Raw genomic sequence first — 25359 nt, forward strand, 5'->3', positions numbered from 1 at the left:
TAGATCCGTAAGATACGCAGCTCTTCGGGTCGTTAGCTCAGTTGGTAGAGCAGTTGGCTTTTAACCAATTGGTCGCTGGTTCGAGTCCAGCACGACCCACCATTTTCGCAAAGGGCTGCCGTCAGGCGGCCCTTTTCGTTTCCGAATCCCGCGGCAAGGCTGTCGAAAAGATACCCTCTCGCCATCCGCTCGCCGGGACCGACCTATGCCGCAGCTGTAAATACATCCCTATACGCTTGTAATCGGCATCCCTGTCTCATGCGGTCCCCGGAGAGGAGTATCCTTCCCTTTCCGCCTTTATTGGCAAGTTGTGACCAATCGAAAAATATTGGTCTTTCCTGGGAGTTGCTTTCTTTTGACCAGATGGATAGTACGTGTTATCTGAGAGGAAGAAAGCCTCTTTACCGGTTAACCTGCAAAGAAAATTATAATATAAGTGTAGATATTAATTTATAGTCAGTGGCGGGCCAAAATATGCTTGCACCCAAACGACTTCTTCCCTCTCTCAGCATGCTCAGCATATTTGAGGCAGCTGCCAGGAGGGGCAGTTTTTCTGCCGCCGCGGAAGAGCTCTGCCTGAGTCAAAGTGCCGTAAGCAGACAGATCAAGTGCCTTGAATCCCAGCTGGAGCACGAATTGTTTGTCCGCGAGCGGAAAACCGTGCGCATCACTGAGGCGGGAGAACGGTATGCGAAAACCGTTCGCGAAGCACTTCTCCTGATCGCCAACGCATCCATAAACTTAAGAGCCAGTCCGGAAAAGAGTACGTTAAATCTGGCGGTCCTGCCTTCCCTGGGCGGAAACTGGCTGGTGCCCAGGTTGTGTGGATTTCTTGAACAAAATCCGGATATAAAAATAAATTTGAGCACCTACACAGAGCCCTTCGACTTTCACAAGGAGAGCATCGATGCTGCCATACATTTTGGCAGTGATCACTGGGACAATGCCGAAACCAGGTTTTTGGCGAAGGAAAAACTGGTACCCGTATGCTCTGAGGGTTTTTTGGAAAAATACCCACTGGATAGCCCGGAAGCGGTTTTGGATGTCCCCCTTTTGCATCTCACCACCAGGCCGGATGCATGGGAGCGTTGGTTCCGGTCCCAGGGTATAGCATTTGATTTTTTGACAGGAATGATGATCGACCAGTTCGATGCCGCGATCAAAGCCGCGCAGTGTGGCATGGGGCTTGCGCTTATCCCGGAGATCCTGTTGTCCAGGAACCTTGCGGATGACTCTTTGGTGGCTCCCCTGGATATCCCTGTAGAAAGCGAAGGCGCCTATTACCTAGTTTGGCCGAACGATACAGAATATTTGCCAGCGCTGAGTAGATTTTACGATTATCTGAATAGACGAGCGTCTGAATGAAAGCCTGGATATAAGATGCGGAGCTTACGGAGTTTCCCCCGAGAGCCCTGAATGAAGATGCCTGGGAAGCCTATTTCTCCAATAGACCTCAGCTTCAGTAGTCATGTATAGGAGAATGGCACTAAGTTAAGCCCCGAGCTGCTCCTGCCCTTGAGGATTGCGCTGTAGGAGCCTGCTTGCAGGCGAACATTCCCGGTGCCCTTCCGCGACCGCAATTCGCCTGCAAGCAGGCTCCTACAGGGGGGTTCCGCTTAACTTAGTGCCATTCATGTATAGGAAAAGTGGATTAATAGAGCGCCATCCGCGGCGCTCTATTAATCCGGAGGCAGGTTAGAATTGCGCGTCCAGGCTCACGTAGTAGAAGCCGCCGTTTAAGCCCGCGGGGGAATTCAGCGGGTAGACGGCGCCGAGAAAGCCGGGCTGATCGCCGTACTCGTGCTTGTCGGGATAGGTGTCAAACAGGTTCTTGGCGCCGATGCCGACCTGGAAGGTATCGTTGAGTTGTGCGCTGACCTCGGCGTCCACCAGCACAATGGAGCCGGTCTTCACAGGCAGCGTCGGATCGTTGAACAACAACTCCAGGGTTTCGCCATAGTAGTTGGTGCGCACCATCGCGTTCCACATGCCGATGCTGTGGTTGACGGTGAAGGTGGCCCGGTGCTCCGGCAGAAAGTCTTCCAGTTCCTCGGCGCGCGCCTCGCTGACGGTCTGGCCGCGGTTGACGACCTTGGTATCGGTCCAGTTGTAAGCTAGGGTGAAGTCCGTGAAGCCCGCACTCGATTCAAACGGTGCCGAGGCGACGATGTCCACGCCCTGTGTCTCGGTATCGAAGTCGTTCACAAAGAACTGGATCTGGCTGATGGTCTGGGCTTCGGCGTTCCCCATGGCGAGCAATTCGGCGCGGTCGTCCTCCGTGATACCGGCTTCGGTCAGCGCGATGCGGTCGTCCACGTTGATCTTGAAGTAGTCGATGGTGAGGTCCACGAAGCCGGCGGAGATCACTGTGCCGATGCTCAAACTGGTGGATTCCTCCGGTTGCAGCTGCTCGCCGCCCTTGAACTGCGCCACTGCATTGGTGGGCGGCACTACCAGTGCTTCGATGAGCTGGCCGTCTTCAAAACTGGTTGAGGCGCGGCGCAAGCTGCTCTGGCCGACCGTGGGTGCCTTGAAGCCGGTGCTGGCCGCTGCGCGCAGGCTCATCCAGTCGGTCAGGTCCAGGCGGGCGGCGAGCTTGCCGTCGAAGGTACTGCCGAAATCGTCGAACTCTTCGAAGCGCATGGCGCCGGACACCAGGAAGCTATCGGTAATATCGGCCTCGAGATCCAGGTAGCCGGCATAGCTGTCGCGGTTGAAGGTGCCGGCGACGTCGTCGGAGAAGCCCTGAAAGCCATTGGAGCCGATGGAGAAGCCCTGGTCCTCAAAGCCACCGGGCGCGAAGGACTCGGTTTGGCCGGCGATGATTTCGAACTGTTCCTTGTGGTACTGGAAACCGAAGGCCACGTTGAGATCCGAGGCCAGGCCGCTGATGGCCACCGGGTAGCTGAAATCGGCGTTCGCCATACGTTCGAACTGGATTTGGCTGCCGAGATCGAAGCTCGAGGGGCTGTTGGGGCCGTAGGAGGCATTGACGGAGTTGTAGATCGTGTAATCGAGCTCGCTGCGACCGGCGGAAGCGCTGAAGTCGTAGGTCATGCCGTTCGACCACTCGCCGCGAATACCGGCGGCGAAGCTGGAGTCGGTTACCGTGCCGCCGAAACGCGGGGTAAAGCCACCGGGATATAGTTCGTTGAAGGCGAAGCAATTCGGGTTGTTGGCTACCTGGTCCTGGTAGACCGGGTCGTTGAGCACATTGTCCACGCCGGTCAGAGAAATAGTCGGGCAGTCTCCGCTGCCGTCCGGGGTCAGGTCGGCCACCAGCAGATTGCCGTCGTCGGGATTTTTGAAAACACCGGTCCGGCCATGCGGGTGGCGGTAGAAGAAGCTGCCGTCGGTATCGCGGGTGGCGAAGTTGCCGAAGGCGTAGACCTCGCTGCCGTTCCCGACCTCCATGGCGGAGTTGAGAAAGATCTTGTAGTCGTTGGTAATCTCCGGAGTGCCCCAGATGACCACCGGGTCGGGAACACTGGTGTTGCCCGCATCCACCAGTGCCTGGGCGCCGGGGTCCTGGATGCCGCGGCTGGTGGCCTCGGTGTCCTTGATCTCAAAGGCGAGGGTGGCGAAGCCGTCCTGGCCCAGGTGGGTGCCAAAAAGGCCGGAGATTTCGCTGATTGCGCCATCGCCCTCGAAATACTGGCCGCTCCGAACCTGAATCTGCCGCGCTTCCGGATCGTCTGCCAGGACGAAATTCAGTACGCCGGCAATGGCGTCCGAGCCGTACTGGGCGGCGGCGCCGTCGCGCAGGACTTCGACCTGTTTCATGGCGATGCCGGGCAGCGGTGAGATATCTACACCCTGGGCGCCCTTGTTGACACCGGCAACGAATTCGCCGATCACCGCCCCGCGGTGGCGGCGCTTGCCGTTCACCAGCACCAGGGTGTTGTCGGCGGGCATGCCGCGCAGGTTGGCAGGCCGCACCAGGGTGCCGGCGTCGCTGATGGGTTCGCGGCTGACGTTGTAGGACGGCACCACGTTGGTGAGCACGTCCAGCATATCGCTACTGCCCTGGGACTTCATCTCGCTGTCACCGATAACGTCCACCGGTACCGGCGCGTCGAGGACGGAGCGGCCGTCGCGGCGGCTTCCGACCACAGCGATCTCTTCGATGGTGGTTTGACCGCTGTCTGCCAGGTTGTTCTCTGTCGTCTCCGCATGGGTGTAGGCCGCGGCAAATGCCCAGATGGGGACGGAGGTCAATAACATCGGAAATTTTACACATTTCATTACTTTGCTCTCCAGAAAATATGCGTGATTGTTATGCGCGCTCTCAGTTTCAAGCGGAGTTGCGATGCGGCTTTGCTTATTGAATTTATCCCTCGGGATTCAAAGCAACCCCTAATTCCGCAATATCGAAGCCTGCAGTCGCTGAACTGTCGCGCGATTCGGGTGCCTGTTGGGCTTGTTATTATTATTTTTCTGAACAATCCTCCTTTTCTTTAGCTTTGGTTCTGTGGGGAATCATCGCAATATTTCTTGTTGTTGTATTTTTAAAAGGTTGGTCATCAGTCATACGGATTGCTCAGTTAAACTGAAGACGGCGATAATAATTATTGCTATAGGTGCTACAAAACGCGCCGCAAAAAGCCACAACCGAAAACCAATTGGTCCCAGCTTGATTTGATCCAGCAAGGTCCGGCGCGATATGAACCAGGCTGAAAAAATCACAATTAATAGGCCGCCGAGGGGCAGCAAAATGTTGTTGACAAGCGCATCTGTAAGGGCGTTGAAATCCCTTCCGTAAACTTCAAAGTGAGAGAAAATGTTGTATGAAAAAATAGACAGCATGCTTAGCAGGGCTATTGCGGAAAAAACAATGATCGCTGCCCGATGACGGGAAATATTCCCTTCATCCATCAGGAAGGAAATAAGCGATTCCACAAAGCCAATCATTGTGGTAATGGCCGCGCACGACAGCGAGAAGAAGAACAGAATGCTGAATAAGCGCCCGATTGGCATTTGGGAGAAGGCGACGGGGAGCGTTTCAAAAATCAGCCCGGGGCCACTGGCGGGGTTCAGACCAAAGGTAAATACCAGTGGGAAAATAACCAACCCCGCCAGGAGGGCGATAACGGTGTCTGCAGCAATAATAATCCCCGCCCCTGCAGGAATATTGAAGCTCTTGGGCAGATAGCTGCCATAGGTCATCATTGCAGCGAGGCCGACGCCGATGGAGAAAAAGGCCTGGCCGATGGCGGCCAGAAAGACCGAACCGTTTATTTTGCTGAAATCCGGTTCGAACAGGTAGCTGACGGCAGGCGCAAAGCCTTCGGAGAGCATCCCGTAACCGGCCAGTAGCACCATTACGACTATGAGCACCGGGATCATTACAGACACTGCGCGCTCAACACCGGCTTTCAGGCCGAGAAACGCAATCCCCGCTGTGATTGCCAGGCCGGTCCAGCACCAGAAAATCATGACCGCATTGTCCTGCAGCATCGCCTGGTATGCCGCAGATGACATGGTCGCATCAAAGGAGCCAAATCCTGCTGATACTGATTTGTAGAGATAGTAGAGGACCCAGCCGACTATGCCGCTGTAGACCAGGGTCACCAGGAATGCGGCCAGCATGTTGACGTAGCCTACGCCTTTCCAGCGTGGGGACCTGTTCTCCTGTAGTGCGGTTTGGAGCACTGCACCCGTACAGGAGCCCCGGCCAATCCGTCCAATGGTCAGTTCGGCTATCAGTATCGGCATCCCGATAACGAACACGCAGAGTAGATAAACCAGCACAAATGCCGAACCGCCGTTTTCACCCACCATATAGGGAAAGCGCCAGATATTACCGAGGCCGACCGCGAAACCTATCGATGCAAAAATAAAGGCGGTTCGAGAGGACCATCCTGCTGTTGCGGATTTGTCGCCAGATATATCACTGCCTGCATTGAGCGTTATCATTATTCGCAAATTCCCCTAATTATATTTTTTATGTCGATAGCATGGCTGCAGATACATTTGTCAGCACAGGTTAAAATGGCAGTTTATTTGCTAAATTCAGTTATACCCTGAAACCCCGCCCTGAGTTATCGCAAAAAAGGTATATGATTGTGATCTAAGGTCATATATATCGCTCTTTATCTGTTTTTGTAGTTAAAGGCGCTATACATGTGTTATTTGGTAGGGGTAAATCTGGTTTGTGGAGCAGGGTGCAGAATATTTGCCTGTTGCTGTTTGTGGTTGAGCTCGCCGTTTATACCAACTGTGTCAGTCCATGTATGACGGTGGCGCCAAGCTCGTAGTAGCGGCTCTTCGCGGTAGTCAAGCTTTCGCGATACACGGTCGAGGGTTCAATGGGCAGCACCTCTTCATTGCCGCCCAGCAAATACTCGGCGGCAGCTTTGCCAAACACGCTGCCCGGCCCAATACCCCGCCCGCTATAGCCAAAGATACTCAATGCGTTGGGGCCAAATTTGACCATATGGGGTAAGTGGTCCGCCGAAAAAGCGATGCGCCCGTGCCAGGTGTGATCGAATTCGACGGCTTCCAGGTAGGGAAACATCTGGCGCAATCTATGTTTGGCCCACTGATAGTGGATGCCGCTGCTGGCGCCTTCGATATTGCCCACCGCACCGATAATCAATCTCCCCGCCTCGTCGCGCCTGAGCGATGTCATAATAGTGGCGGTATTCCAGCACCCCTGGCGCTCGGGCAGAATGCGCTCCAGTGTCTCCGCCGACAGCGGTTGCGTCGCAGCCTGGAAAAAGTACACGGGGGTATATTGAGGCGTGGCGTTGCCGACCAATAAGCCCCGATGATAGGCATTGGTGGCCAAAAGAATGCCATTGGCCTCCACGGTATTCGTTGGAGTGCGAACCCGCCAGCGGCTTCCTTTTCTCTCTATCGATACGACAGGGCTGTTTTGGTAAACAGAGGCGCCGGCGGAAACCGCGGCACGGGCCAGGCCGCGAACATAAGCGAGGGGCTGGATGGTTCCCACATCCTGATGCCAGATTGCACCTCGATAGATGGAGGTGCCTGTTTTGGCCGCCGTCTCTTCCCGACTCAACAGTTCAGCCTTCAAGCCCCTCGCGAGGTATTGTCTTAAGCGGTCTTTTAAATTGGCTAATCCCCTGGCTGAATGGGCGCAGTGCAAGGTGCCCGTTCGGGTGAGTTCGCAATCGATCCCGAAGCGGGCGATATTCGAGAATACCTGCTCCGGCCCTGCCGCGAGCATAGTGTTGATTTTCTTTCCCGCCGTTTTACCCAGTATTTTTTCTATTTTTTCCGGCTCCATCCACAGCCCGGCGTTGACCAGCCCCACATTTCTGCCAGAGCCCCCATAACCGATATCATCGGCTTCCAGCAGGGTTACGCTGGCTCCCTTTTCCGCCAGCTCCAGAGCCGCCGTTACCCCTGTGAAGCCGCCCCCGATGATCACCACATCCACAACCTGGTCTTCATTCAGGGCGGTATTCTCAAGCACCTCCCCGGCGGTACTGCGCCAGAGGCTGTTTAATAAAGCGGGGTTATTCACATCTAACTCCTTAAGTGCTGTTCAGGGGTTATTCGCCACCCTGGGGAAGCTGTTGAAAGAGGTATTTCAGGCGAGTATTACACCGTGAAGTCGCCCTGAGGTAGCGTGTATTTGGTACATGCTTGTAACCAAAGCTCATGAATCGGGGCCGGACTCTCTCCTTCGGCCCCGGCGGCAAATCATTGCCAAATTTAGTCATATAGTTGTGAGCAATAGTTGTTTTACAGCCCCGGGCAGCTGTGCTCCACTAACCCGATCCAGCTCCATGGAGGTCTCATCGGGACAAGCTTTACGGTGGGCGGTGGAGTGTATTTTCAGATGCCGTTCAAGGGGGCACTAGCAAAGTGAAACTGACAGACGTTCTAGACAATCTCGGACTGGACACCAGCGCACTGAACCGGGGTGACCTCAGTGTGACCAGCCCAATCGACGGTGCTGAAATCGGCCGTGTAACAGCCCATAGTGCTGCCCAGGCGGATGCCATCATTGCAAAATCCCAGGAGGCCTTCCAACAGTGGAAGCTGGTACCGGCCCCCAAGCGCGGCGAGTTGATCCGCGTGCTGGGCAACAAGCTCCGGGAGCACAAGGAGGCCCTGGGCGCGCTGGTTACCCTCGAGTGCGGCAAGATCTACCAGGAAGGCCTCGGCGAAGTGCAGGAGATGATCGATATCTGCGACCTCGCTGTGGGCCTCTCCCGCCAGCTCCACGGGTTGACCATCGCCTCCGAGCGCCCGGGTCATCGCATGAGTGAAACCTGGCACCCCATCGGCCCCGTGGGCATTATCTCGGCGTTCAACTTCCCCGTCGCAGTCTGGAGCTGGAACGCCGCCCTGGCGGTGGTTTGCGGCAACAGCATCATCTGGAAGCCCTCGGAGAAGAGCCCTATCACCGCGATCGCCTGCCAGAAGCTCTTTGAGGATGCCGCCCGGGAAGTGGGCGGTGTGCCTGAAGGCTTGTCCCAGCTGTTGATCGGCGAGGCCGGTATCGGTGCCCAATTGACCGCCGACAAGCGGGTACCGGTGATCAGTGCCACCGGCAGCACCGCCATGGGCCGCAAAGTGGGCCCGGTGGTGGCCGAGCGCTTCGGCCGCTCTATTCTGGAACTCGGCGGTAACAATGCCATTATCGCCTGCCCCTCCGCCGACCTGGATATGGCCGTGCGTGCGATCCTGTTCGGCGCCGTGGGCACTGCGGGGCAGCGCTGCACCACCACACGCCGCCTGCTGGTGCACAAATCCATCTACCAAGAGCTGGTGCCGGCGCTGAAAAAGGCCTATCAAAGTGTTGAGATCGGCAACCCGCTGGACGCCGGTACGCTGGTGGGCCCGCTGATCGACCGGACCGCCTACGACAGTATGCAGACCGCCCTGCAGGGAGTGGCGAACGGCAAGGTCACCGGGGGAGAGCGGGTTCTGTCCGACGAATACCCCGAGGCTTATTACGTCCGGCCCGCCATTGTCGAAATGCCGGAATCCGGGCAAACGGTCCAGCATGAGACATTTGCTCCAATTCTCTACGTCTATCCCTACACCGACCTGCAGGAGGCGATACGCCTGCAGAACGATGTTCCCCAGGGGCTGTCCTCTGCCATTTTCACCAATGACGTTCGGGAAGCGGAAACCTTTCTCTCCGCTGCCGGCAGCGACTGCGGCATTGCCAACGTCAATATCGGCACCAGCGGTGCGGAAATCGGCGGTGCCTTCGGTGGCGAGAAGGAAACCGGCGGCGGTCGCGAGTCCGGCTCCGATGCCTGGAAGGGCTACATGCGTCGCGCCACTTCCACGGTGAACTATTCAACCGAGCTGCCCCTGGCCCAGGGCATCGAGTTCGATATTTAGAGTTCAAGTTTAGGGGGGCAGCTCAAGGCACCGTGGGAGCCTGCCCTGCAGGCGAAAAGAAGCCGGAGGTGCCCACCAGCCCTGGACCGGTGCGCACGGCGCACCCTACGGTTGAATTCCTGGATAGTGAAGGGAAAGTCGATGACGACCGACAAGCTGAGCGAAAACGAATCCGGCTACCCCCCTGACACCCTGGGGCTGGAAACCGAAGAGATGCGCCGCCTGGGCTACCGGGTGGTAGACATGGTGGTCGACCGGCTGGCATGCAGGAGCCGGGAGGCCGCGATCCTGACCGGCCAGGCGGACCAGCTCCGGCAGGGCCTGGGCGGGCCGCTGCCCGAACAGCCGTTAAATGCCGAGGAATCCCTCGCCCTGCTGGCCGAGGTGGCGCTTCCCCATCAACAGCGGGGCGACCACCCCCGCTACTTTGCCCGGGTACCGGGCCCCAGCTCTTTTGCCGCGGTACTCGGGGAATGGCTGGGTGCGGGATTCAATACCATCGCGGCCTCCTGGGCGGGGGGCTCCGGTCCCGCCACCGTTGAGCTGGTGGTGATCGACTGGCTGCGCCAGTTAATGGGCCTTCCCGAAGGCACCGAGGGTGTTCTGGTCAGCGGTGGTTCCATGGCCAGTCTCACCGCCTTTGCCGCAGCGCGAGCCACCGCCGGCACCGGTGTGGTGTACCTGAGCGACCAGACCCATTCGTCCCTGCCGCGGGCGCTTAAGGAACTGGGTTTCCCTCCGGAACATATTCGCATCCTGGAAAGTGACGAGCAGCTCAGGATACCTGTCGAGTCATTGCTCGCTGCCATTGCCGGGGACAGACAGGCGGGCAACAAACCGTTTATGGTGATCGGAACCGCGGGGACCACCAATGCGGGTACCGTCGATCCGCTGCCGGAACTGGCGGATATCTGTGCGCGGGAAAACCTGTGGTTTCACATCGACGGCGCCTACGGCGCCCCGGCGGCGCTCATTGCGCGGGGCCGCGACTACCTGCGCGGCATGGAGCGCGCCGACTCGCTGGTACTGGACCCCCACAAATGGCTGTTCCAGCCCTATGACGCGGGCTGCCTGTTAATCCGCAAAGGGGCCCTCGAGCACTGCTTCAACATGAACCCCGAGTACCTGAAGGATGTGGAAGCCGGGGCGGGCGAAGTGGACTTCCGCAATCGGGGCCTCGAACTAACCCGGCGCTCGCGGGCACTGAAGCTGTGGCTGAGTTTGCGCACTTATGGCGTAGCCCGATTCCGCGAGGCGATTGAAACCGGCATTGCCCTGGCCGAGTACGCCGAGGGCTACCTGCGACAGCAACCGGACAAGTGGGAAGTGGTCACCCCGGCACAGATCGGCGTAGTCTGTTTTGCATTGAAGGGGGAGTCCGGCGAGGGCCATAAGCGGCGCGCCAAGGATCTGGCGGACTCGGGCTTCGCCTGTGTGTCCTCCACCTCTCTCAAGGGGCGCACCGCACTTCGACTTTGCACCATCAATCCGTTGACAACGAAGGGCGATATCCGCGAAACCATCGAATGGCTCGGGAAGTGCTGAGCGACGGTAAGTACATACTCACAGGGGGCCTATATTGAGCGGCTTGGCGCTATATCCGGGCCAGGGATAAGGTATGTATGTAGAAATTTGACACCGGTGTCATCAGGGGTTATTGTGAAACATCGCATTAACCAAGAAATAATAACTGATAGTAAATTTGCGAGATTCTAGTGCGCACTTTAATGACATTTAGGACTTTTTTATCATTCGCTTTATTATTGTGTGGCTGTAACCAAGACGCAACAGAGTTGGAAAAATCTGATGCCTCAATTGAGGTTGGATTTAATACAGGTAAAAAACAATGGTTAGCGGGTGATCATCATATACATAGTCGTTATAGCGCAACTTGGGATCATTCAACGGTACCTCCGACGCCTATATTAGGTGGAGATGCGCATTACTCGACTGTTTTAAATGCACAAATGGCAGCTCATCACGGCTTAAGCTGGATGGTTACCACGGATCATGGTGGCCCTAACCACAGTAAATTAAATTTCGATAATGCATATCCCGATTTACTTGCGTCACGAAAAGCCGTTTCTCAAGTCATTCAATTTTATGGAATGGAATTCGATACGCCAGGGGCAAAACACAGTAGTTTAATTATTCCGCACAGCCATCACGAATCCCAGCAATTATTGGAGTTAGAAAAAACATATAACCGTCGTGAGGTGTATCCCGACGATCCCGCCCGAGATACAGAAGAGCGGATGTTGGATGCACTAACTGCAATGAAAGCACAAAAACATCAACCAATTGTTATAGTTAATCATCCCGGGAGAACGGCTACCAATTTAGGTGAATACACTAAAGTAACGCCTGCCGAATTAAGGAACTGGAATGATACAGCTCCCACCGTCGCTATTGGAATGGAGGGGGCGCCGGGGCATCAAGCAAATGCACTCAATCCGGATGGCAGTATTAAACCAACAGGAATTCGCGGCGGATATGATCAATATCCAACGCTAGGTGGGTTTGACCAAATGACGGCTAAATTAGGGGGATTCTGGGATAGTATGTTAGCTGAAGGTCGCCACTGGTGGATCACTTCAACTTCAGATAGCCATGTGCATTATACCGAGGGCAGAACAGATTTTTGGCCTGGTGAATACTCAAAAACCTATGTTTATGCAGAAAAGACCTACCAGGATATTTTATCCAGCTTGCGTTCCGGTCACGTGTTTGTCACTACCGGGGATTTGATATCCGAGCTTTATGTGACGGCTGAGGTCAAGGGTAAACATGCAAAAGCGAATATAGGCGATACATTAGTCGTAGAGCCCGATGACTCCATTGTTGTTACTATCACATTTTTAGATCCGGATTCAAACAATGCGCGCCGAGAAAATCCAAGCGTTGAGAGAGTGGATTTGATCACAGGGTTAATCACTGGACGTTCCGCAGATAGGACTACGGATACGAACCCATCAACTAAGGTGTTCAGGCGGTTTATGCCTGAAACTTGGGTTAAAGACGGCCAGTATATCCAGATAAAACAGCAAATCGATAACCTGACTAAGCCATTTTATATACGAGTGAGAGGAACTAATCAAAGAACGGAGCTTGAACCGGAAACAGACCCGGCGGGTGAAGATCCTTGGTCTGATTTATGGTTCTATAGCAACCCGATTTTTATCAAAGTGGGCCCAGGGAGTGCTCAAAAAACACCTTAAGTTGTACTAAAAACAACCCGACAATATAGGGATAAAAATGAAGCAACTTCTTAGCGCTGCTTTATTGCTAGGCACCAGTTTAATCGCAAGTTGTACACATGCAGAAAAAAATAATTATCAATATATAGACCCATTTATTGGCTCTGAAGGCGAAGGTAATGTTTTTGTAGGCCCTAGCGCACCATTTGGCATGGTCAAACCCGGTCCTGACATTGATATTGGTTCCAATAGCGGCTACTCCCCCAACTTAAATAAACCTTTGCATGGATTTAGCCAGGTCCATGTAAGTGGCACTGGTGGCGGCCCTAAATACGGAAATATTTCCGTTATGCCGTACTCAGGAGAGTTTGAGAAGATCGAACAAACCTCTCTGCGCCAAAATGAAGTTGCTAAAGCAGGTTACTACAGTGCTGATTTAACCAAGTGGAAAATCAAAGCTGAACTAACGGCCAGTGATCGAGTCGCCTTTCATCAGTATACCTTTAAAGATGCTGTCAGCAATGCCATAAAAATTGATGGTGGTTTTTTCTTGGGTGAAACCCCAGTCCCAGATGCCAGAGAAGCACAGCAATTTGTGGGTTCCGAGGTGCATGTGCTATCTAGCACGCAGGTAGAGGGATATAGCAGAATACGCGGTGGCTGGAACAATGGGGCGGCATATACGGTTTATTATTACGCTGAGTTCGACCAACCTTTTACGGACTATTCAACTTTCAAAGGAAAAAATATATCGCCTAAGTCGGATCAGCAATATGATTCTGCAGAGAAAACAGGCGCGTTATTGTTTTTCAACCAGCATGACAATAAAAAAATTAAAGTAAAAATAGGTATTTCTTTTGTCAGCTCAGCAAAAGCAAAGCACAATGTCGAAAATGAAGTGCCGCACTGGAATTTTAACCAGGTTTTGGCGCAAACACAGCAAAAATGGGAAAAGCTAATTAGCCGGATTGAAATAGATAGCTCCGCTACGCAGTCCCAAAAAACCATGTTTTATACTGCGCTGTATCATACAATGTTGATGCCGGTAAATCGTACTGGTGAAAATCCATTGTGGACGGCTGCCCCATACTATGATGACTTCTATGCTATCTGGGATACATTTCGAACATCGTCCCCGTTGATCACCCTTATATCACCAAGTCGACAGGCAGAAATTATTAATGCCATGATAAACATCTACAAATACGATGGTTATTTGCCGGATGCAAGAAGTGGAAACAGTAATGGCAGGACTCAAGGTGGATCAAATGCTGCCATTGTCATTACCGATGCTTATGTTAAAGATGTGCCTGGCGTTAATTACCACGCAGCATTGAAAGGCATGATAAAGGATGCAACAGTTCCTCCTGGCGACAACGAAGAGAAGCATGGTCGGGGCGGTTTAGTTGACTACAACAACTTAGGCTATGTGTCGACGGATTATGTGCGTTCGGGCAACCGAACTCTGGAGTATGCGTACAATGATTATGCCATTGCTGTACTTGCAAAAGGCCTCGGCAGGATGGGCGAGTACTATCGATATTTAGCCCAATCTGATAATTGGAAAAATTTATGGCGTGATATTAGTGATAATGGCTCTCAAGGTTTTATCATGCCAAGAGATTCAAGCGGTCAGTGGGTTGATAAAATACAATGTGATGTGTCGGATGGCCGTTTTGCAAGTATTGACTATCATCCACTTGCACAGGATTGGCCAAATTGTGTTTGTTGGTGGTGTGGATTTTTCTATGAAGCGAGTTCTTGGGAGTATTCACTATATGTACCGCACGATATAGCCGCAGTCATTGAGAAATCCGGTGGTGATAAAGCATTTGAAAAAAGGCTCAATACACTATTTGATAAGAGTTTATACAATGTTGGCAATGAGCCTTCATTTTTGAGCCCAACTTTATATCACTGGATTGCTCGTCCGGATTTAAGTTCAAAGCGTATCCATAAAATTATTGATAAAAACTATAACAGTACGCGTGCGGGCATTCCTGGAAATGACGACTCCGGCGCTATGTCATCCTGGTTGGCTTTTCATATGATGGGGATTTTTCCAAATGCAGGTCAAGCATATTACCTCCTTAATACACCTTATTTTAAACGGGTGACATTACATCAGGAAAATGGTAAGTCGTTCACCATAGAAGCTAAAAATTTATCCGATAAAAATAATTTTATTGTTTCGGCCGAGCTTAATGGCAAGCCATACAACTTATCCTGGATTGAGCATAAAGAGATAATTAAAGGTGGAAAACTTACCCTCACTATGGGGAGTCAAGCGACCGATTGGGGTAGTAAAATCAGGCCACCTTCCAAATCCACAAGCACTCTTCCGTAGACATAGGGGAGCTTGTGGATTGGTCATTGTTTCGGCTCGGGCCTAATACCGCTACCTTAAGCGTTGTTTCGGTCGCAGGATGGGCACAAATCGGCAGGATTGCCGATTTGGACACCGCAGGCGCTCGCGAAGCGGGCGAGCGCCATGGATGGCGCGAGTCAACGGAGCGTAGCGACGTGCCCATCTTCCGGGACCTTGATGGGCACGCTACGCTTTGCCCAGTCCGGCCGCTCCAGGTATTCACGGCGCCTTCGGCCCTACAAATATGCCGATTTTCGGCTTAAGGTGGCGGTATTAGGCTCGGGCCCGAATGGCGCTAAGTTAAGCCCCGAACTGCTCCTGCCCCTGAGGATTGCGCTGTAGGAGCCTGCTTGCAGGGCCAAGCCGCGCGCATACAAAGCACTGCTTTGTGCGCGGCTTGGCGACCCGCCATGGATGGCGGGGCCGGGGCCTGATCGAATGTGCCTTCGCCTCGCCATGGATGGCAACCGGAAGCTTGCTGCCCGCACTCCTGCAAGCAGGCTTCCTACAGGGGGGTTCCGCTTAACTCAGTACCATTGTGCGGTTCGGGCCCCATGTTCAGAATCAACTCGCCACCCCGGATAATTTCACTGTGGCGCAGGTAAGTTCTGGAAAGGGGCTTGCCGTTCAGCCGCAGGGACAGGACATAGCGGTTTTTGTCTGAATTGTTGACGGTTTTGATTGTAAACCGGTTGCCCGGGTAATACTGGCTATCCAGTTCGATGCTAATCTCGTCAAAAAGCGGGCTGCCTATCCAGTACACGGGGTCGGGTTCGGTGCCCCCTGTCAGTTGGAATAAACCTATCTTCATCAGCACTGCCAGTGAGCCCATCAAACCCTGGTCTTCATCGCCGTTGTAGCCGGTATCGGGGCTAAGGCCGGAGAAGACGTGATTGACCACTTCCCGTGACCAGTACTGGGTTTTCCAGGGGGCGCCGGCCGCTGAAAAAATGAAGGCTGTCTGCATACTGGGTTGATTGCCGTAGTTAATCGGAACCCGGCTGTAGCGCTTGTCCTTTTCGTACTTGTGGGCGCTGCCAGCTGTGAAACTCTGTTTCGACGCTTCTTTGAAAGCGTTGTCGAGTTTGTCGACCAGTGCCTGCTTGCCGCCCATCAATTCAGCCAAGCCGTCCAGGTCGTGCGTGGCAAACCAGGTCATCTGGGATGCGTTGGACTCCACAAAGCCCTTATCGTAGTCGTAGGGATCGTAGTTTTTGCGCCAGCTGCCGTCGAGTTCCTTCGGGCGCATAAAACCGCTGGAAGCGTCATACAAGTTTCTATAGTTTCGAGAACGCTCGAAAAAATAGGCGGCATCGTCGTCATGGCCGAGAGACTTTGCCAGTTGGGAGAGGGCGTTGTCCTGGAAGGAATACTCTATCGTTTGCCCGGCACCTTTCCAGTGAAAGAGGTCGCCGTTGCTGTGGTCGGCCTCTTCGGGAATGGGATAGGGTATGTAACCTCTCTCCAGATAATACTTCATGCCGCCACCGACGGTGGAGTAATGCTCGTAACCGGCGCGGGCCATGATGCCGTCAATGGAATGGTTCCGTTTAAGACCCGTATAGACTTCGTCGATATCGATATCCCGAATGCCCTTCATCCAATTGGACACCATAAAGGGGGTTGAGGAGGCGCCAGTCATCACGTAGGTATAGTTACCCCCCGACGGACCCCGGGGAATCATACCGCCGTCGCGATAATACTGCAGCAAGCTGTGGCTGAAATCCGACGCAACCCTGGGGTATGCCAAGGGCCAGAGGGTGCTGATGGTCCACTGAGCGCCCCAAAACGAATCGGAATTGTAATGATTAAAACGGTCTCCGTTCTTTTTTTTCGGCAGCTGTTTGACGACTCTCTTGTCGCCGGTTTGATCCGAATAGTGACCGTCCACATCGCTGATAATGCGCCGCCCCTGCAGGGCGTGCCAGAGGTCGGTGTAAAAGCGCCTGCGCTGCTTCAGGGAGCCGCCCGTGACGGTGATTTTGGATAACCACCGGTTCCACTCTTCGGTGGCATCCTTGACCGTGCGATCAAATTCCCAATGGGCGAGTTCGGTCTCAAGGTTTTTCCTGGCGTTTTCCGCGCTGGTGTAGGAAATACCTACTTTCATCATGACAGGCTTGTTGGTTTTTTCGAGGGTCAATACAGCACCGGTATTCCGGCCGCTGACTTTCTCCGCCTGTTCAACCACGTTTTCACCTTTCCAGGCGGATAGGTAAGCAACGGGTTGATTGAGTTCGACATGGAAAAACACCGGTGTTTCTTTGGGGCGCCGGATGGTTGCGCCGTTAGTCACATAGCCCGAAAAACGGTGTGCATCGATCTGCTCCAGGTGCGCATCGGTAAACTCCACCGGTCCCAGTTTACCGCTGAGCTTAAACAATATTTTGGGGGTTTTGCCTGCGGGAAAGGTGTATTTGTGAAAGCCCACCCGCGTGGTTGCGGTCAGTTCTACCCCGATATTGCTTCGCTCCAGCAGTACCTTGTGGTAGCCGGGGCGGACTTCTTCGGTATCGTGGTTAAAAGGGGAGTAGTAATCGCCCTTTAACTCTGATGTTGGCAGGCTTGACACCACCGGCATAACGGACAGCCCGGACAGCTGCCAGGCATGGACATGGCTGAAGCCTTTGATGGTGTCAGAGTGATAGCGATAGCCGCTGCCCCAGGCACCGCCGATTTCCGTATCCGGATTCAGGTTGACCATGCCGAAGGGGCGGGAGGCGGAGTCAAAGAAAAACCAGCGGCTGTTGGCGGTATCCAGGTGGGGGTAAACCAGGTCGACTGGTCGTTCCTTGGCCATCACTGTGGAAGTGGTGAACAAAGTGAAGGTGGTCAACAAGCTGAACAACACCAAGCCTAGAACGCGCATTTCAGGGAGACTCCCGATTTCAGGTTAAACATCCCTTGATTTAATTGGATAGACCAGTTACTGTTTGGTACAAGGGTCTGACCAATTTAAGCAGAAGCCATTTGTCAGTGCAAGCATTTCCTGGCGGCACCAGAGTCTCATGAACCAGAAGGAGTAGACTATTGAAAATCGTAGATGCCAAGGTAGTTATCACCTGCCCGGGACGTAATTTTGTCACTCTCAAGATAGAGACCGACGAAGGGCTCTACGGTATCGGTGATGCCACCCTCAACGGGCGCGAACTGGCCGTTGCCAGCTATCTCCAGGATCATGTGGTGCCCTGCCTGATCGGCCGCGACGCCGGCCAGATCGAGGATATCTGGCAGTACCTGTACCGGGGGGCCTACTGGCGCCGCGGGCCTGTGGGTATGACTGCCATCGCCGCGGTGGACGTGGCTTTATGGGATATCAAAGGCAAGGCCGCCGGTATGCCACTTTACCAATTATTGGGGGGCAAGAGCCGTGACGGAGTGATGGTTTACGGTCATGCCAATGGTGGCGACACGGCCGAAACTGTCGACGAGGTGGGCCGTTATATCGAAATGGGCTACAAGGCCATTCGCGCCCAGAGCGGTGTCCCGGGGCTGCCCAGTACCTACGGCGTCTCCAGGGACAAGATGTTTTACGAGCCCGCCGACGCGGACCTGCCCTCCGAGAACCTCTGGTCGACACAGAAGTACCTGAACCATGTCCCCAAGCTGTTTGATACCCTGCGTGACAGCTACGGCTATGACCACCACCTGTTGCACGATGTTCACCACCGCCTGACGCCCATTGAAGCGGGTCGCCTTGGTAAGGAGCTGGAGCCCTATCGCCTGTTCTGGCTGGAAGACACGGTGCCGGCGGAACTGCAGGAGGGCTTTCGGCTGGTTCGCCAGCATACCACGACGCCGCTGGCCGTGGGCGAGGTGTTCTCCTCCATACACGATTGCCAGCAGCTGATTACCGAGCAGTTGATCGACTATATTCGCAGCACCATTGTTCACGCCGGGGGGATTACCCATGTGCGCCGCATTGCGCAGTTGGCGGAGCTCTACCATGTGAAGACCGGTTTCCACGGCGCCACCGACTTGAGCCCCATCACCCTGGGGGCTGCGGTGCACTTTGATACCTGGGTGCCCAACTTCGGCATTCAGGAATATATGCGTCATACGCCCGAGACCGACGAAGTCTTCCCCCATGACTATGAGTTCAAGGATGGCTGTCTGATCGCCGGTGAAGCGCCTGGGCACGGTGTGGACCTCAATGAGGAGTTGGCGAAAAAGTACCCCTATCAGCGCGCCTTCTTGCCGGTCAACCGGCTTGAAGATGGCTCCATGTTCAATTGGTAATTGGGCCGGCGATAGAATCATGGCTAAAAGTTCCGCGGTGGAAATCGGGGTCGGCGGCGTTCAGCGCTAATAATAACTTAATAACAGGTAGAGATATGGGTATGCACAGTAGTGGTAGTGCGGAAGTGGGTGCTCCAGGCGGTGCCAACCACCAGTTTGCCTTTGGTGTGATGACGAGTCTGTTTTTTATCTGGGGCTTTATTACCGCACTTAACGATATTCTTATTCCGCACCTCAAAGCCGCTTTTGATTTGAGTTACACCCAGGCGATGCTGGTGCAGTTCTGCTTTTTTGGCGCCTACTTTTTGGTGTCACCTTTTGCCGGCAAGCTGCTGGAACTGATGGGTTACAAGCGCGGGATTATCATCGGTCTGCTGACAATCGCCACTGGTTGCGGCCTGTTCTACCCCGCGGCGGAACTGGAGGCCTACCCCGCGTTTCTGGCCGGGCTGTTTATTCTGGCTGCGGGCGTTGCCATGCTCCAGGTTTCCGCCAACCCTTATGTGTCCATTTTGGGCCCCGAGCGTACCGCCGCCAGTCGCTTGATTCTGGCGCAGGCCATCAACTCCCTGGGACACACGCTGGCCCCCATGTTTGGCGCGATCCTGATTTTGGCAGTGACTGCCGAATCCGGCACCGCGTCGGCCAAGGCCGTGCAGTTGCCCTATTTATTGCTGGCGGGCGTTATGGTTTCGACCGCGATTGTCTTTTTCTTTCTCAGGTTACCCGTGGTTTCCCATGTGGAACAAAGCACTGCCGAATCTGCCCGGGATTCCATCTGGAACCATAAACCCCTGGTGCTGGGTGCGCTGGGCATTTTTCTCTATGTCGGGGCGGAAGTCACCATTGGCAGTTTCCTGGTGAATTATTTCGCTCAGCCCGATATCGCCGGCATGGCGGAAGCGGAAGCGGGACACATGGTATCTTACTACTGGGGCGCGGCGATGGTGGGGCGATTTGTCGGCGCCGTTATCACCCGGCGTATCGCGCCGTTTTATGTCCTGGGCTTTAACGCCCTGCTCTCCATCTGTCTGATTCTGGTGAGTGTGATGAGCTCCGGTCACATCGCCATGTGGTCGATACTGGCGGTGGGATTTTTCAACTCCATTATGTTCCCCACAATCTTTTCCCTGGCCATCAGGGGCCTGGGCTCGTTGACCGGTCGCGGCTCCGGACTGCTGTGCCAGGCGATTGTTGGTGGTGCCATACTGCCGGTTATCCAGGGCGCTGTGGCCGATCTTATCGGTGTGCAACTGAGCTTTATCGTACCAGCCCTCTGTTATGTCTATATCGGTTGGTACGCGATTTGGGGGCAGGATGGAAAGACCGTGACCGCATTTAAAATGGGTGCTAGTGGCGCATGATGAAGCTATTTATCTCGCCTTGGTGCCATACTGTCCGGTCCCCTGTATCTTGACCCCTTGTGCCGGGGCTGCCATAATTTTGGCTAGGCCCCTAGACTGCTTGGCTGGTTGCCCTAGTGCAATTTGTTGCACCCTGCTAGTGCACTGTGCACCCTGCTAGTGCACTGTGCACCCTGCTAGTGCACTGTGCACCCTGAGTGGAACCATGTGAAACCCTGTAGCTATGCGGGTTTGGGCCTATCTATAAGTTCCACCGTAACTGCTGGCCATGTTGTTAGTAAGAGAAGCCAGGGGTGCTCTATTCCCGAGGGGTGAGGCGTAGGTTGGAGTGAGCGCAGCGAAGTCCAACTCCCCCAGACCGCAGGGCTTCGCGAAGCTCGGCCCAACCTACGACGCTTTCCCGGGTCCCGATCCCGATGAGCTAAGTAGTTACGTTCCACCAATAATTTAACGCTACACTGGTGTGCCTGAGTGCCGGCATGTAAGCAGTGTCCTAAAGTGTGTTTTAAGGAGTGGTGCGCTATGGAAATAGAAGCGGTAAAGCTTCGACGTTTATACATGGAAGTCGCTGATCAGTTGTCCCGCTTGATCGCCCGAGGCGATGTCAAAGTGGGCGAGCGCCTGCCCTCGGAGCGCGACCTGGCCACTAGGTTCGGTGTTAGCCGTCCCACCATTCGCGAGGCCATGATTGCGCTGGAATTGAATGGCATTGTGGAAATTCGCACAGGCTCCGGGGTATATGTATTGAAGCAGCTGCCCAATCCGGAAATCAGTGATGTAGGTCTGGGGCCTTTTGAGATACTCGAGGCGCGCATGCTGGTGGAAAGTGAAGCCGCTTCCATGGCGGCGACCCAGCTCTCCCGCGAAATGCTCGACAAGTTGGAGGGCGCCTATGAGCGCATGGCCTCCCTGGAAGGCTTCGCGGAGAAGGTGGAACAGGCCGACCGGGAATTTCACTGTATTATTGCCGATGGTTGCGGCAACAGTGCCCTTGCCTCGATAGTGCATTGGCTTTGGGAGCTGCGCCAAAGCTCGGGTATTACCAATATATTCCATGAGCGCGTGCGCAAAGCGGGTAGCCATCCCTCGCTGAAAGAGCATTACGACATACTTGAGGCCATGCGAGCCCGGGACCCTGAGGGAGCCCGCTTGGCCATGCGTGCTCACCTGCGCAACACTATCGCCGCATTGGTCGCGACGATGGAACAGAACGCCTCCTGACGCCGATACATCTGCCGCTGAGGCCGTTGCGCAAAGTGGCGGCAGTGCGGGTCAACTTCTCAATTTCCTGCCAGTTTCCATTTTTCACAAACTCCTTCGCCATCATCCGCGAGCCACCCACACAGCACATGTTCGCCCCGGGCAGCGCTTCCCGGATAGCGCCAATGGCCTCCAGGGCAGTGGGGCGCGCAAGGCGATCTCGCCGGCAAGTCGCCTATATACAGCGCCGTGGCCAGTAGGGTGGCATTTTCCAGTTGGTCGATGACCGACACGGGAATCACAGGGCTTTGAGGCACAATTTCGCAGTTTCGGAGACTGCTTTCACTGAAATACCTTCTGTGATAGTGTGCGTCAACAGATGCAATTTGGTTTGGTGGTCAGGCCAATTAGCCTTGCCTCCGTAAGCCCAGGCCTGTATGAACAGGCGCTCTCGCGAGCGAACAATGGAGAAACTGAGATGCTTGTCGATAAAAACGTGATTGTTACGGGCTCATCCACCGGCATAGGCTGGAGTATCGCTGAAGCCATTTATGCGGAAGGGGCCAATGTGCTGCTGCACGGCACCAATGAAGACGCCTTGAGGCAGAAATCCGAGACGCTGGGTGAGCGTGCGGCCTTTATTGCCGCGGATTTGGCCGACCCCGAGTCCCCCGCGAGGATCGTTGAATTTGCGATTGAGCGCTTTGGCTCCGTCGACTGCCTGGTTAACAATGCGGCGGTGATGACCAGAAATACGCTGGAAGGTTTAACGGTTGAGGCATTCGACCGCATCATGGCCATCAACGCGCGGGCGCCGCTGCTGATGTGCCAGCAGGTGATCAGTCATTTCCGCGCCCGGAATCGGGGCGGGTCCATTGTCAATATCGGTTCTATCAATGCCCATTGCGGGCAGGACAATATTCTGGTGTATTCCATGTCAAAAGGGGCGATGCAGACTATGACGCGGAACCTGGGCGACGCCCTGGGGCCGGAAAAGATCCGCATTAACCAGTTGAACGTGGGCTGGACCCTGACTGAAAACGAGCACAAGATCCAGGTCGGGGAAGGGCGTCCGGAAAACTGGCTGGATCAAGTCCCAGCGGTGTTTGCGCCTTCCGGCTCCATTTTGAAACCCGAACACATTGCCCCACACGTTATCTTTTGGTTATCGGAAAGATCTGCACCTATTAATGGGCAGGTTTACGAAGTGGAGCAATACCCGGTTATCGGCCGCAACAAAATCAACCAAGCCTGAGGCGGACAGTGGTGATGGCAGACGTTGAAGTGGTGGCCAACCTGCACAACGAGCTGGGGGAGGGGCCGCTATGGTGTGCCCGGGAGCAGGTGCTTTATTGGGTGGATATCAAAAAAGAGCTGCTGTTTAGATTCTCTCCCTGCGATGGCCACGTCAAAGAGTGGTCTATCGGCATGGCGGTTGCGGCTGTCACTACCACGGATATGCCGGGCCGGTTGCTGCTGGCCTGCCGGGGTGGTTTGTATCGGTTTGATGTGGCAACCGGCACCTCGACTGAACTGCTGTGCTACGAGCAGGAGCTTCCCGACAACCGCCCCAACGACGGTAAGACGGACCCGAACGGACGTTTCTGGTTTGGCACCACCGATGATCTGGAACAGGCCGTAAGCGGCTCCCTATACCGGCTTAACGGATGCATGGACGGGGCTGGGCAACTGCAAAAAATCAGCGGTAATATCGGTAACCCGAATACCTTTGCCTGGAGTCCGGACCGCAAAACATTCTATTCCGCGGACTCTGTCGAGCAAACCATGTTCGCCTACGATTTCGACAATGCTAAGGGTGAAATTTCCAATAAACGGGTTTTTTTTACCCTCAAGGGAACGCACATAATTCCCGATGGCTCAACCGTGGACGCCGAGGGCTATCTCTGGAATGCCCAGTGGATGGGGTGGCGGGTCGTACGCTATGCCCCGGACGGGAGCATTGATCGCATTGTGGAGATGCCGGTTGCCTGTCCGACAAGTTGCATGTTCGGTGGCGAAGACCTGAAGACCTTGTATGTGACATCGGCGCGCAAGGATCAAACCGAAGAAGCTTTGCTCAAACAACCCTACGCGGGTGCGCTCTTTGCGATTAAGTGCGAGGTGCCCGGATTGCCCGAATCGGCTTTTATTATGAAACAGCAGGTACGTTTAAATGCTGGCCTCGCCGGCGAAAAGAATGGACTGACATATTCGCGGGACTCCCTGGATTACGGGATTGTTCACTTGGGAATTGGCGCCTTTCATCGCGCCCATGAAGCAGCTTACACCGACAAGCTAATGGCGCAGCAGGGGGGCGATTGGAAAATCATTGGTGTTTCCTTGCGCAGCGCCGGCGTGCGCGATCAGCTGAACCCCCAGAACGGGCTTTATACCCTGGTGGAAATGGACGGTGAGTCGATTAACCGGCATGTTATCGGTGCCGTCAGCCAGGTACTTGTGGCGCCGGAAGATCCGGGGGCGGTATTGGAGGCCATGGTCAGCGAGCGCTGCAAAATCATTTCCCTGACCATTACGGAAAAAGGCTATTGTCTTCTACCCGCCTCGGGATTACTCAACGAGCGGCATCCGGGGATAGTGCATGACCTGGCGGATCCGGAGAGGCCGGAAACGGCGATTGGCTTTATCGTCGAGGCGTTGCGCCGGCGCAGGGCAGCGCGGGCCTCAATACCGACTATTCTGTGTTGCGACAATTTGCCCAATAACGGTAGCACCCTGAAACAGATTGTGGTCGGATTTGCCCGGCTTCGCGACGCGGGGCTGGGGGACTGGATCGAAGCCAATGTCAGCTTCCCCAATACCATGGTGGATCGCATCGTCCCGGCTACACGGGAAGAGGATATTGCGCAACTGCAACAGGATTGCGACTACCTCGACCTCGGTTTGGTAAAGACGGAAGCTTTCTCCCAGTGGGTGATCGAAGATGAATTTACCGCCGGGCGACCGGACTGGAATAAGGTGGGGGCAAATTTTGTCAGAGACGTGGCACCTTTCGAGCTGGCGAAACTGCGTTTGTTAAATGGCACCCATTCCACTCTTGCCTATCTCGGATACCTGGCGGGGTACGAATATGTTCACCAGGTGCTGGCCGACCCGGAATTTGCCCGCTTTCTCCGCGGCCTGATGGAGAAGGAAATTGCCCCGACGCTGACCGCTCCGGAAGGCATGGATTTGAATGATTATGTGGATGCGCTTCTGACCCGGTTTGCCAATGCCAACCTGCAACACAGGACTTACCAGATAGCGATGGACGGTTCGCAGAAATTGCCCCAGCGCCTGCTGGGGACCCTGCGGGACCGGTTGGCCTGTGGCGGCAGTATCGAGCACCTCTCTCTGGCTATCGCCGGCTGGATACGCTATGTGATGGCCTTCGACCAGCGGGGCGACCCGATCGACGTGCAGGATCCCATGGCCGGGCGCTTGGAGCGGGTAGCCAGGGATAGCGAGGACAAATCGGGCCGCTTGGTTAATGTGGATACCCTGGTGGCCGGTTATTTGGCTATCAGTGATATTTTCGGGGAGGACCTGGCAGAGAATCGGCATTTCAGTGAGCGGGTAACTTACTGGCTCAGCCATATTTTGGCGAACGGTGTTGGGACCACGATTAAAATTTTTAGTGTTTCAGAAAAGTGCGCGGCCTGAC

General features: G+C 54.7%; 14 protein-coding genes and 1 tRNA gene. 11 read left to right on the forward strand and 4 right to left on the reverse strand.

The window, feature by feature from the left end; translation table 11 throughout:
- Window positions 1-26: 26 nt before the first annotated feature.
- Window positions 27-102, forward strand: a tRNA-Lys gene (locus tag ACRC0P_RS09335).
- 372 nt (window positions 103-474) lie between these two features.
- Window positions 475-1365, forward strand: coding sequence for a LysR substrate-binding domain-containing protein (locus ACRC0P_RS09340; RefSeq protein ID WP_438630171.1), 891 nt, complete (start codon window positions 475-477; stop codon window positions 1363-1365).
- 330 nt (window positions 1366-1695) lie between these two features.
- Here ACRC0P_RS09340 and ACRC0P_RS09345 read toward each other — a convergent pair whose 3' ends face one another.
- The 3 genes from ACRC0P_RS09345 to ACRC0P_RS09355 form a co-directional block, all read right to left on the reverse strand.
- Complete coding sequence (locus tag ACRC0P_RS09345; protein WP_438630173.1) at window positions 1696-4245, reverse strand: TonB-dependent receptor plug domain-containing protein; 2550 nt, start codon at window positions 4243-4245, stop codon at window positions 1696-1698.
- A 282-nt stretch (window positions 4246-4527) separates the two neighbouring features.
- The gene (locus ACRC0P_RS09350; protein WP_438630175.1) at window positions 4528-5916 is read right to left on the reverse strand and encodes a sodium-dependent transporter; all 1389 of its coding nucleotides are present in this window, start codon (window positions 5914-5916) and stop codon (window positions 4528-4530) included.
- A 292-nt stretch (window positions 5917-6208) separates the two neighbouring features.
- A complete protein-coding gene (locus ACRC0P_RS09355; RefSeq protein ID WP_438630177.1) occupies window positions 6209-7492 on the reverse strand; it encodes an NAD(P)/FAD-dependent oxidoreductase in 1284 nt (427 codons plus the stop codon).
- A gap of 344 nt (window positions 7493-7836) precedes the next feature.
- On the opposite strand from ACRC0P_RS09355, the gene amaB reads away from it, so the two are divergent.
- The 4 genes from amaB (at window position 7837) to ACRC0P_RS09375 (ending at window position 14874) form a co-directional block, all read left to right on the forward strand.
- Entirely contained in the window at window positions 7837-9330 is a 1494-nt protein-coding gene (gene amaB, locus ACRC0P_RS09360) for an L-piperidine-6-carboxylate dehydrogenase (RefSeq protein WP_438630179.1), read from the forward strand.
- Between the two features lie 141 nt (window positions 9331-9471).
- Window positions 9472-10875, forward strand: coding sequence for a pyridoxal phosphate-dependent decarboxylase family protein (locus ACRC0P_RS09365; RefSeq protein ID WP_438630181.1), 1404 nt, complete (start codon window positions 9472-9474; stop codon window positions 10873-10875).
- Window positions 10876-11045: 170 nt separating this feature from the next.
- The gene (locus ACRC0P_RS09370) at window positions 11046-12548 is read left to right on the forward strand and encodes a hypothetical protein (protein WP_438630183.1); all 1503 of its coding nucleotides are present in this window, start codon (window positions 11046-11048) and stop codon (window positions 12546-12548) included.
- A 37-nt stretch (window positions 12549-12585) separates the two neighbouring features.
- Window positions 12586-14874, forward strand: coding sequence for a GH92 family glycosyl hydrolase (locus ACRC0P_RS09375; RefSeq protein WP_438630185.1), 2289 nt, complete (start codon window positions 12586-12588; stop codon window positions 14872-14874).
- A 526-nt stretch (window positions 14875-15400) separates the two neighbouring features.
- Here the strand turns inward: ACRC0P_RS09375 and ACRC0P_RS09380 are convergent.
- The gene (locus tag ACRC0P_RS09380; RefSeq protein WP_438630187.1) at window positions 15401-17734 is read right to left on the reverse strand and encodes a GH92 family glycosyl hydrolase; all 2334 of its coding nucleotides are present in this window, start codon (window positions 17732-17734) and stop codon (window positions 15401-15403) included.
- A 191-nt stretch (window positions 17735-17925) separates the two neighbouring features.
- Here ACRC0P_RS09380 and manD point away from each other — a divergent pair, with 191 nt between their 5' ends.
- The 5 genes from manD to ACRC0P_RS09405 all read left to right on the forward strand — a co-directional run bounded on the left by manD (window position 17926) and on the right by ACRC0P_RS09405 (window position 25358).
- Window positions 17926-19134 carry a D-mannonate dehydratase ManD gene (gene manD, locus ACRC0P_RS09385; RefSeq protein WP_438630189.1) on the forward strand — a complete coding sequence of 403 codons (1209 nt, stop codon included), beginning with the start codon at window positions 17926-17928 and terminating at the stop codon, window positions 19132-19134.
- Window positions 19128-20498: a sugar MFS transporter gene (locus ACRC0P_RS09390; protein WP_438630191.1), complete on the forward strand. Its 1371-nt coding sequence runs from the start codon at window positions 19128-19130 to the stop codon at window positions 20496-20498. The genes manD and ACRC0P_RS09390 overlap by 7 nt, the downstream gene beginning before the upstream one ends.
- A gap of 558 nt (window positions 20499-21056) precedes the next feature.
- Window positions 21057-21719 carry a FadR/GntR family transcriptional regulator gene (locus ACRC0P_RS09395; protein WP_438630193.1) on the forward strand — a complete coding sequence of 221 codons (663 nt, stop codon included), beginning with the start codon at window positions 21057-21059 and terminating at the stop codon, window positions 21717-21719.
- 457 nt (window positions 21720-22176) lie between these two features.
- Window positions 22177-22953: an SDR family oxidoreductase gene (locus ACRC0P_RS09400; RefSeq protein WP_438630195.1), complete on the forward strand. Its 777-nt coding sequence runs from the start codon at window positions 22177-22179 to the stop codon at window positions 22951-22953.
- A 14-nt stretch (window positions 22954-22967) separates the two neighbouring features.
- Window positions 22968-25358 carry an SMP-30/gluconolactonase/LRE family protein gene (locus tag ACRC0P_RS09405; RefSeq protein WP_438630197.1) on the forward strand — a complete coding sequence of 797 codons (2391 nt, stop codon included), beginning with the start codon at window positions 22968-22970 and terminating at the stop codon, window positions 25356-25358.
- Window position 25359 lies beyond the last annotated feature (1 nt).

The organism is Microbulbifer sp. (assembly GCF_051659245.1).
GTDB lineage: Bacteria > Pseudomonadota > Gammaproteobacteria > Pseudomonadales > Cellvibrionaceae > Microbulbifer.

Coding starts and splice junctions, on each gene's coding strand:
- ACRC0P_RS09340 (WP_438630171.1), top strand. CDS start 475: ATGCTTGCACCCAAACGACTTCTTCCCTCTCTCAGCATGCTCAGCATA.
- ACRC0P_RS09345 (WP_438630173.1), bottom strand. CDS start 4,245: ATGAAATGTGTAAAATTTCCGATGTTATTGACCTCCGTCCCCATCTGG.
- ACRC0P_RS09350 (WP_438630175.1), bottom strand. CDS start 5,916: ATGATAACGCTCAATGCAGGCAGTGATATATCTGGCGACAAATCCGCA.
- ACRC0P_RS09365 (WP_438630181.1), top strand. CDS start 9,472: ATGACGACCGACAAGCTGAGCGAAAACGAATCCGGCTACCCCCCTGAC.
- ACRC0P_RS09375 (WP_438630185.1), top strand. CDS start 12,586: ATGAAGCAACTTCTTAGCGCTGCTTTATTGCTAGGCACCAGTTTAATC.
- ACRC0P_RS09395 (WP_438630193.1), top strand. CDS start 21,057: ATGGAAGTCGCTGATCAGTTGTCCCGCTTGATCGCCCGAGGCGATGTC.
- ACRC0P_RS09400 (WP_438630195.1), top strand. CDS start 22,177: ATGCTTGTCGATAAAAACGTGATTGTTACGGGCTCATCCACCGGCATA.
- ACRC0P_RS09405 (WP_438630197.1), top strand. CDS start 22,968: ATGGCAGACGTTGAAGTGGTGGCCAACCTGCACAACGAGCTGGGGGAG.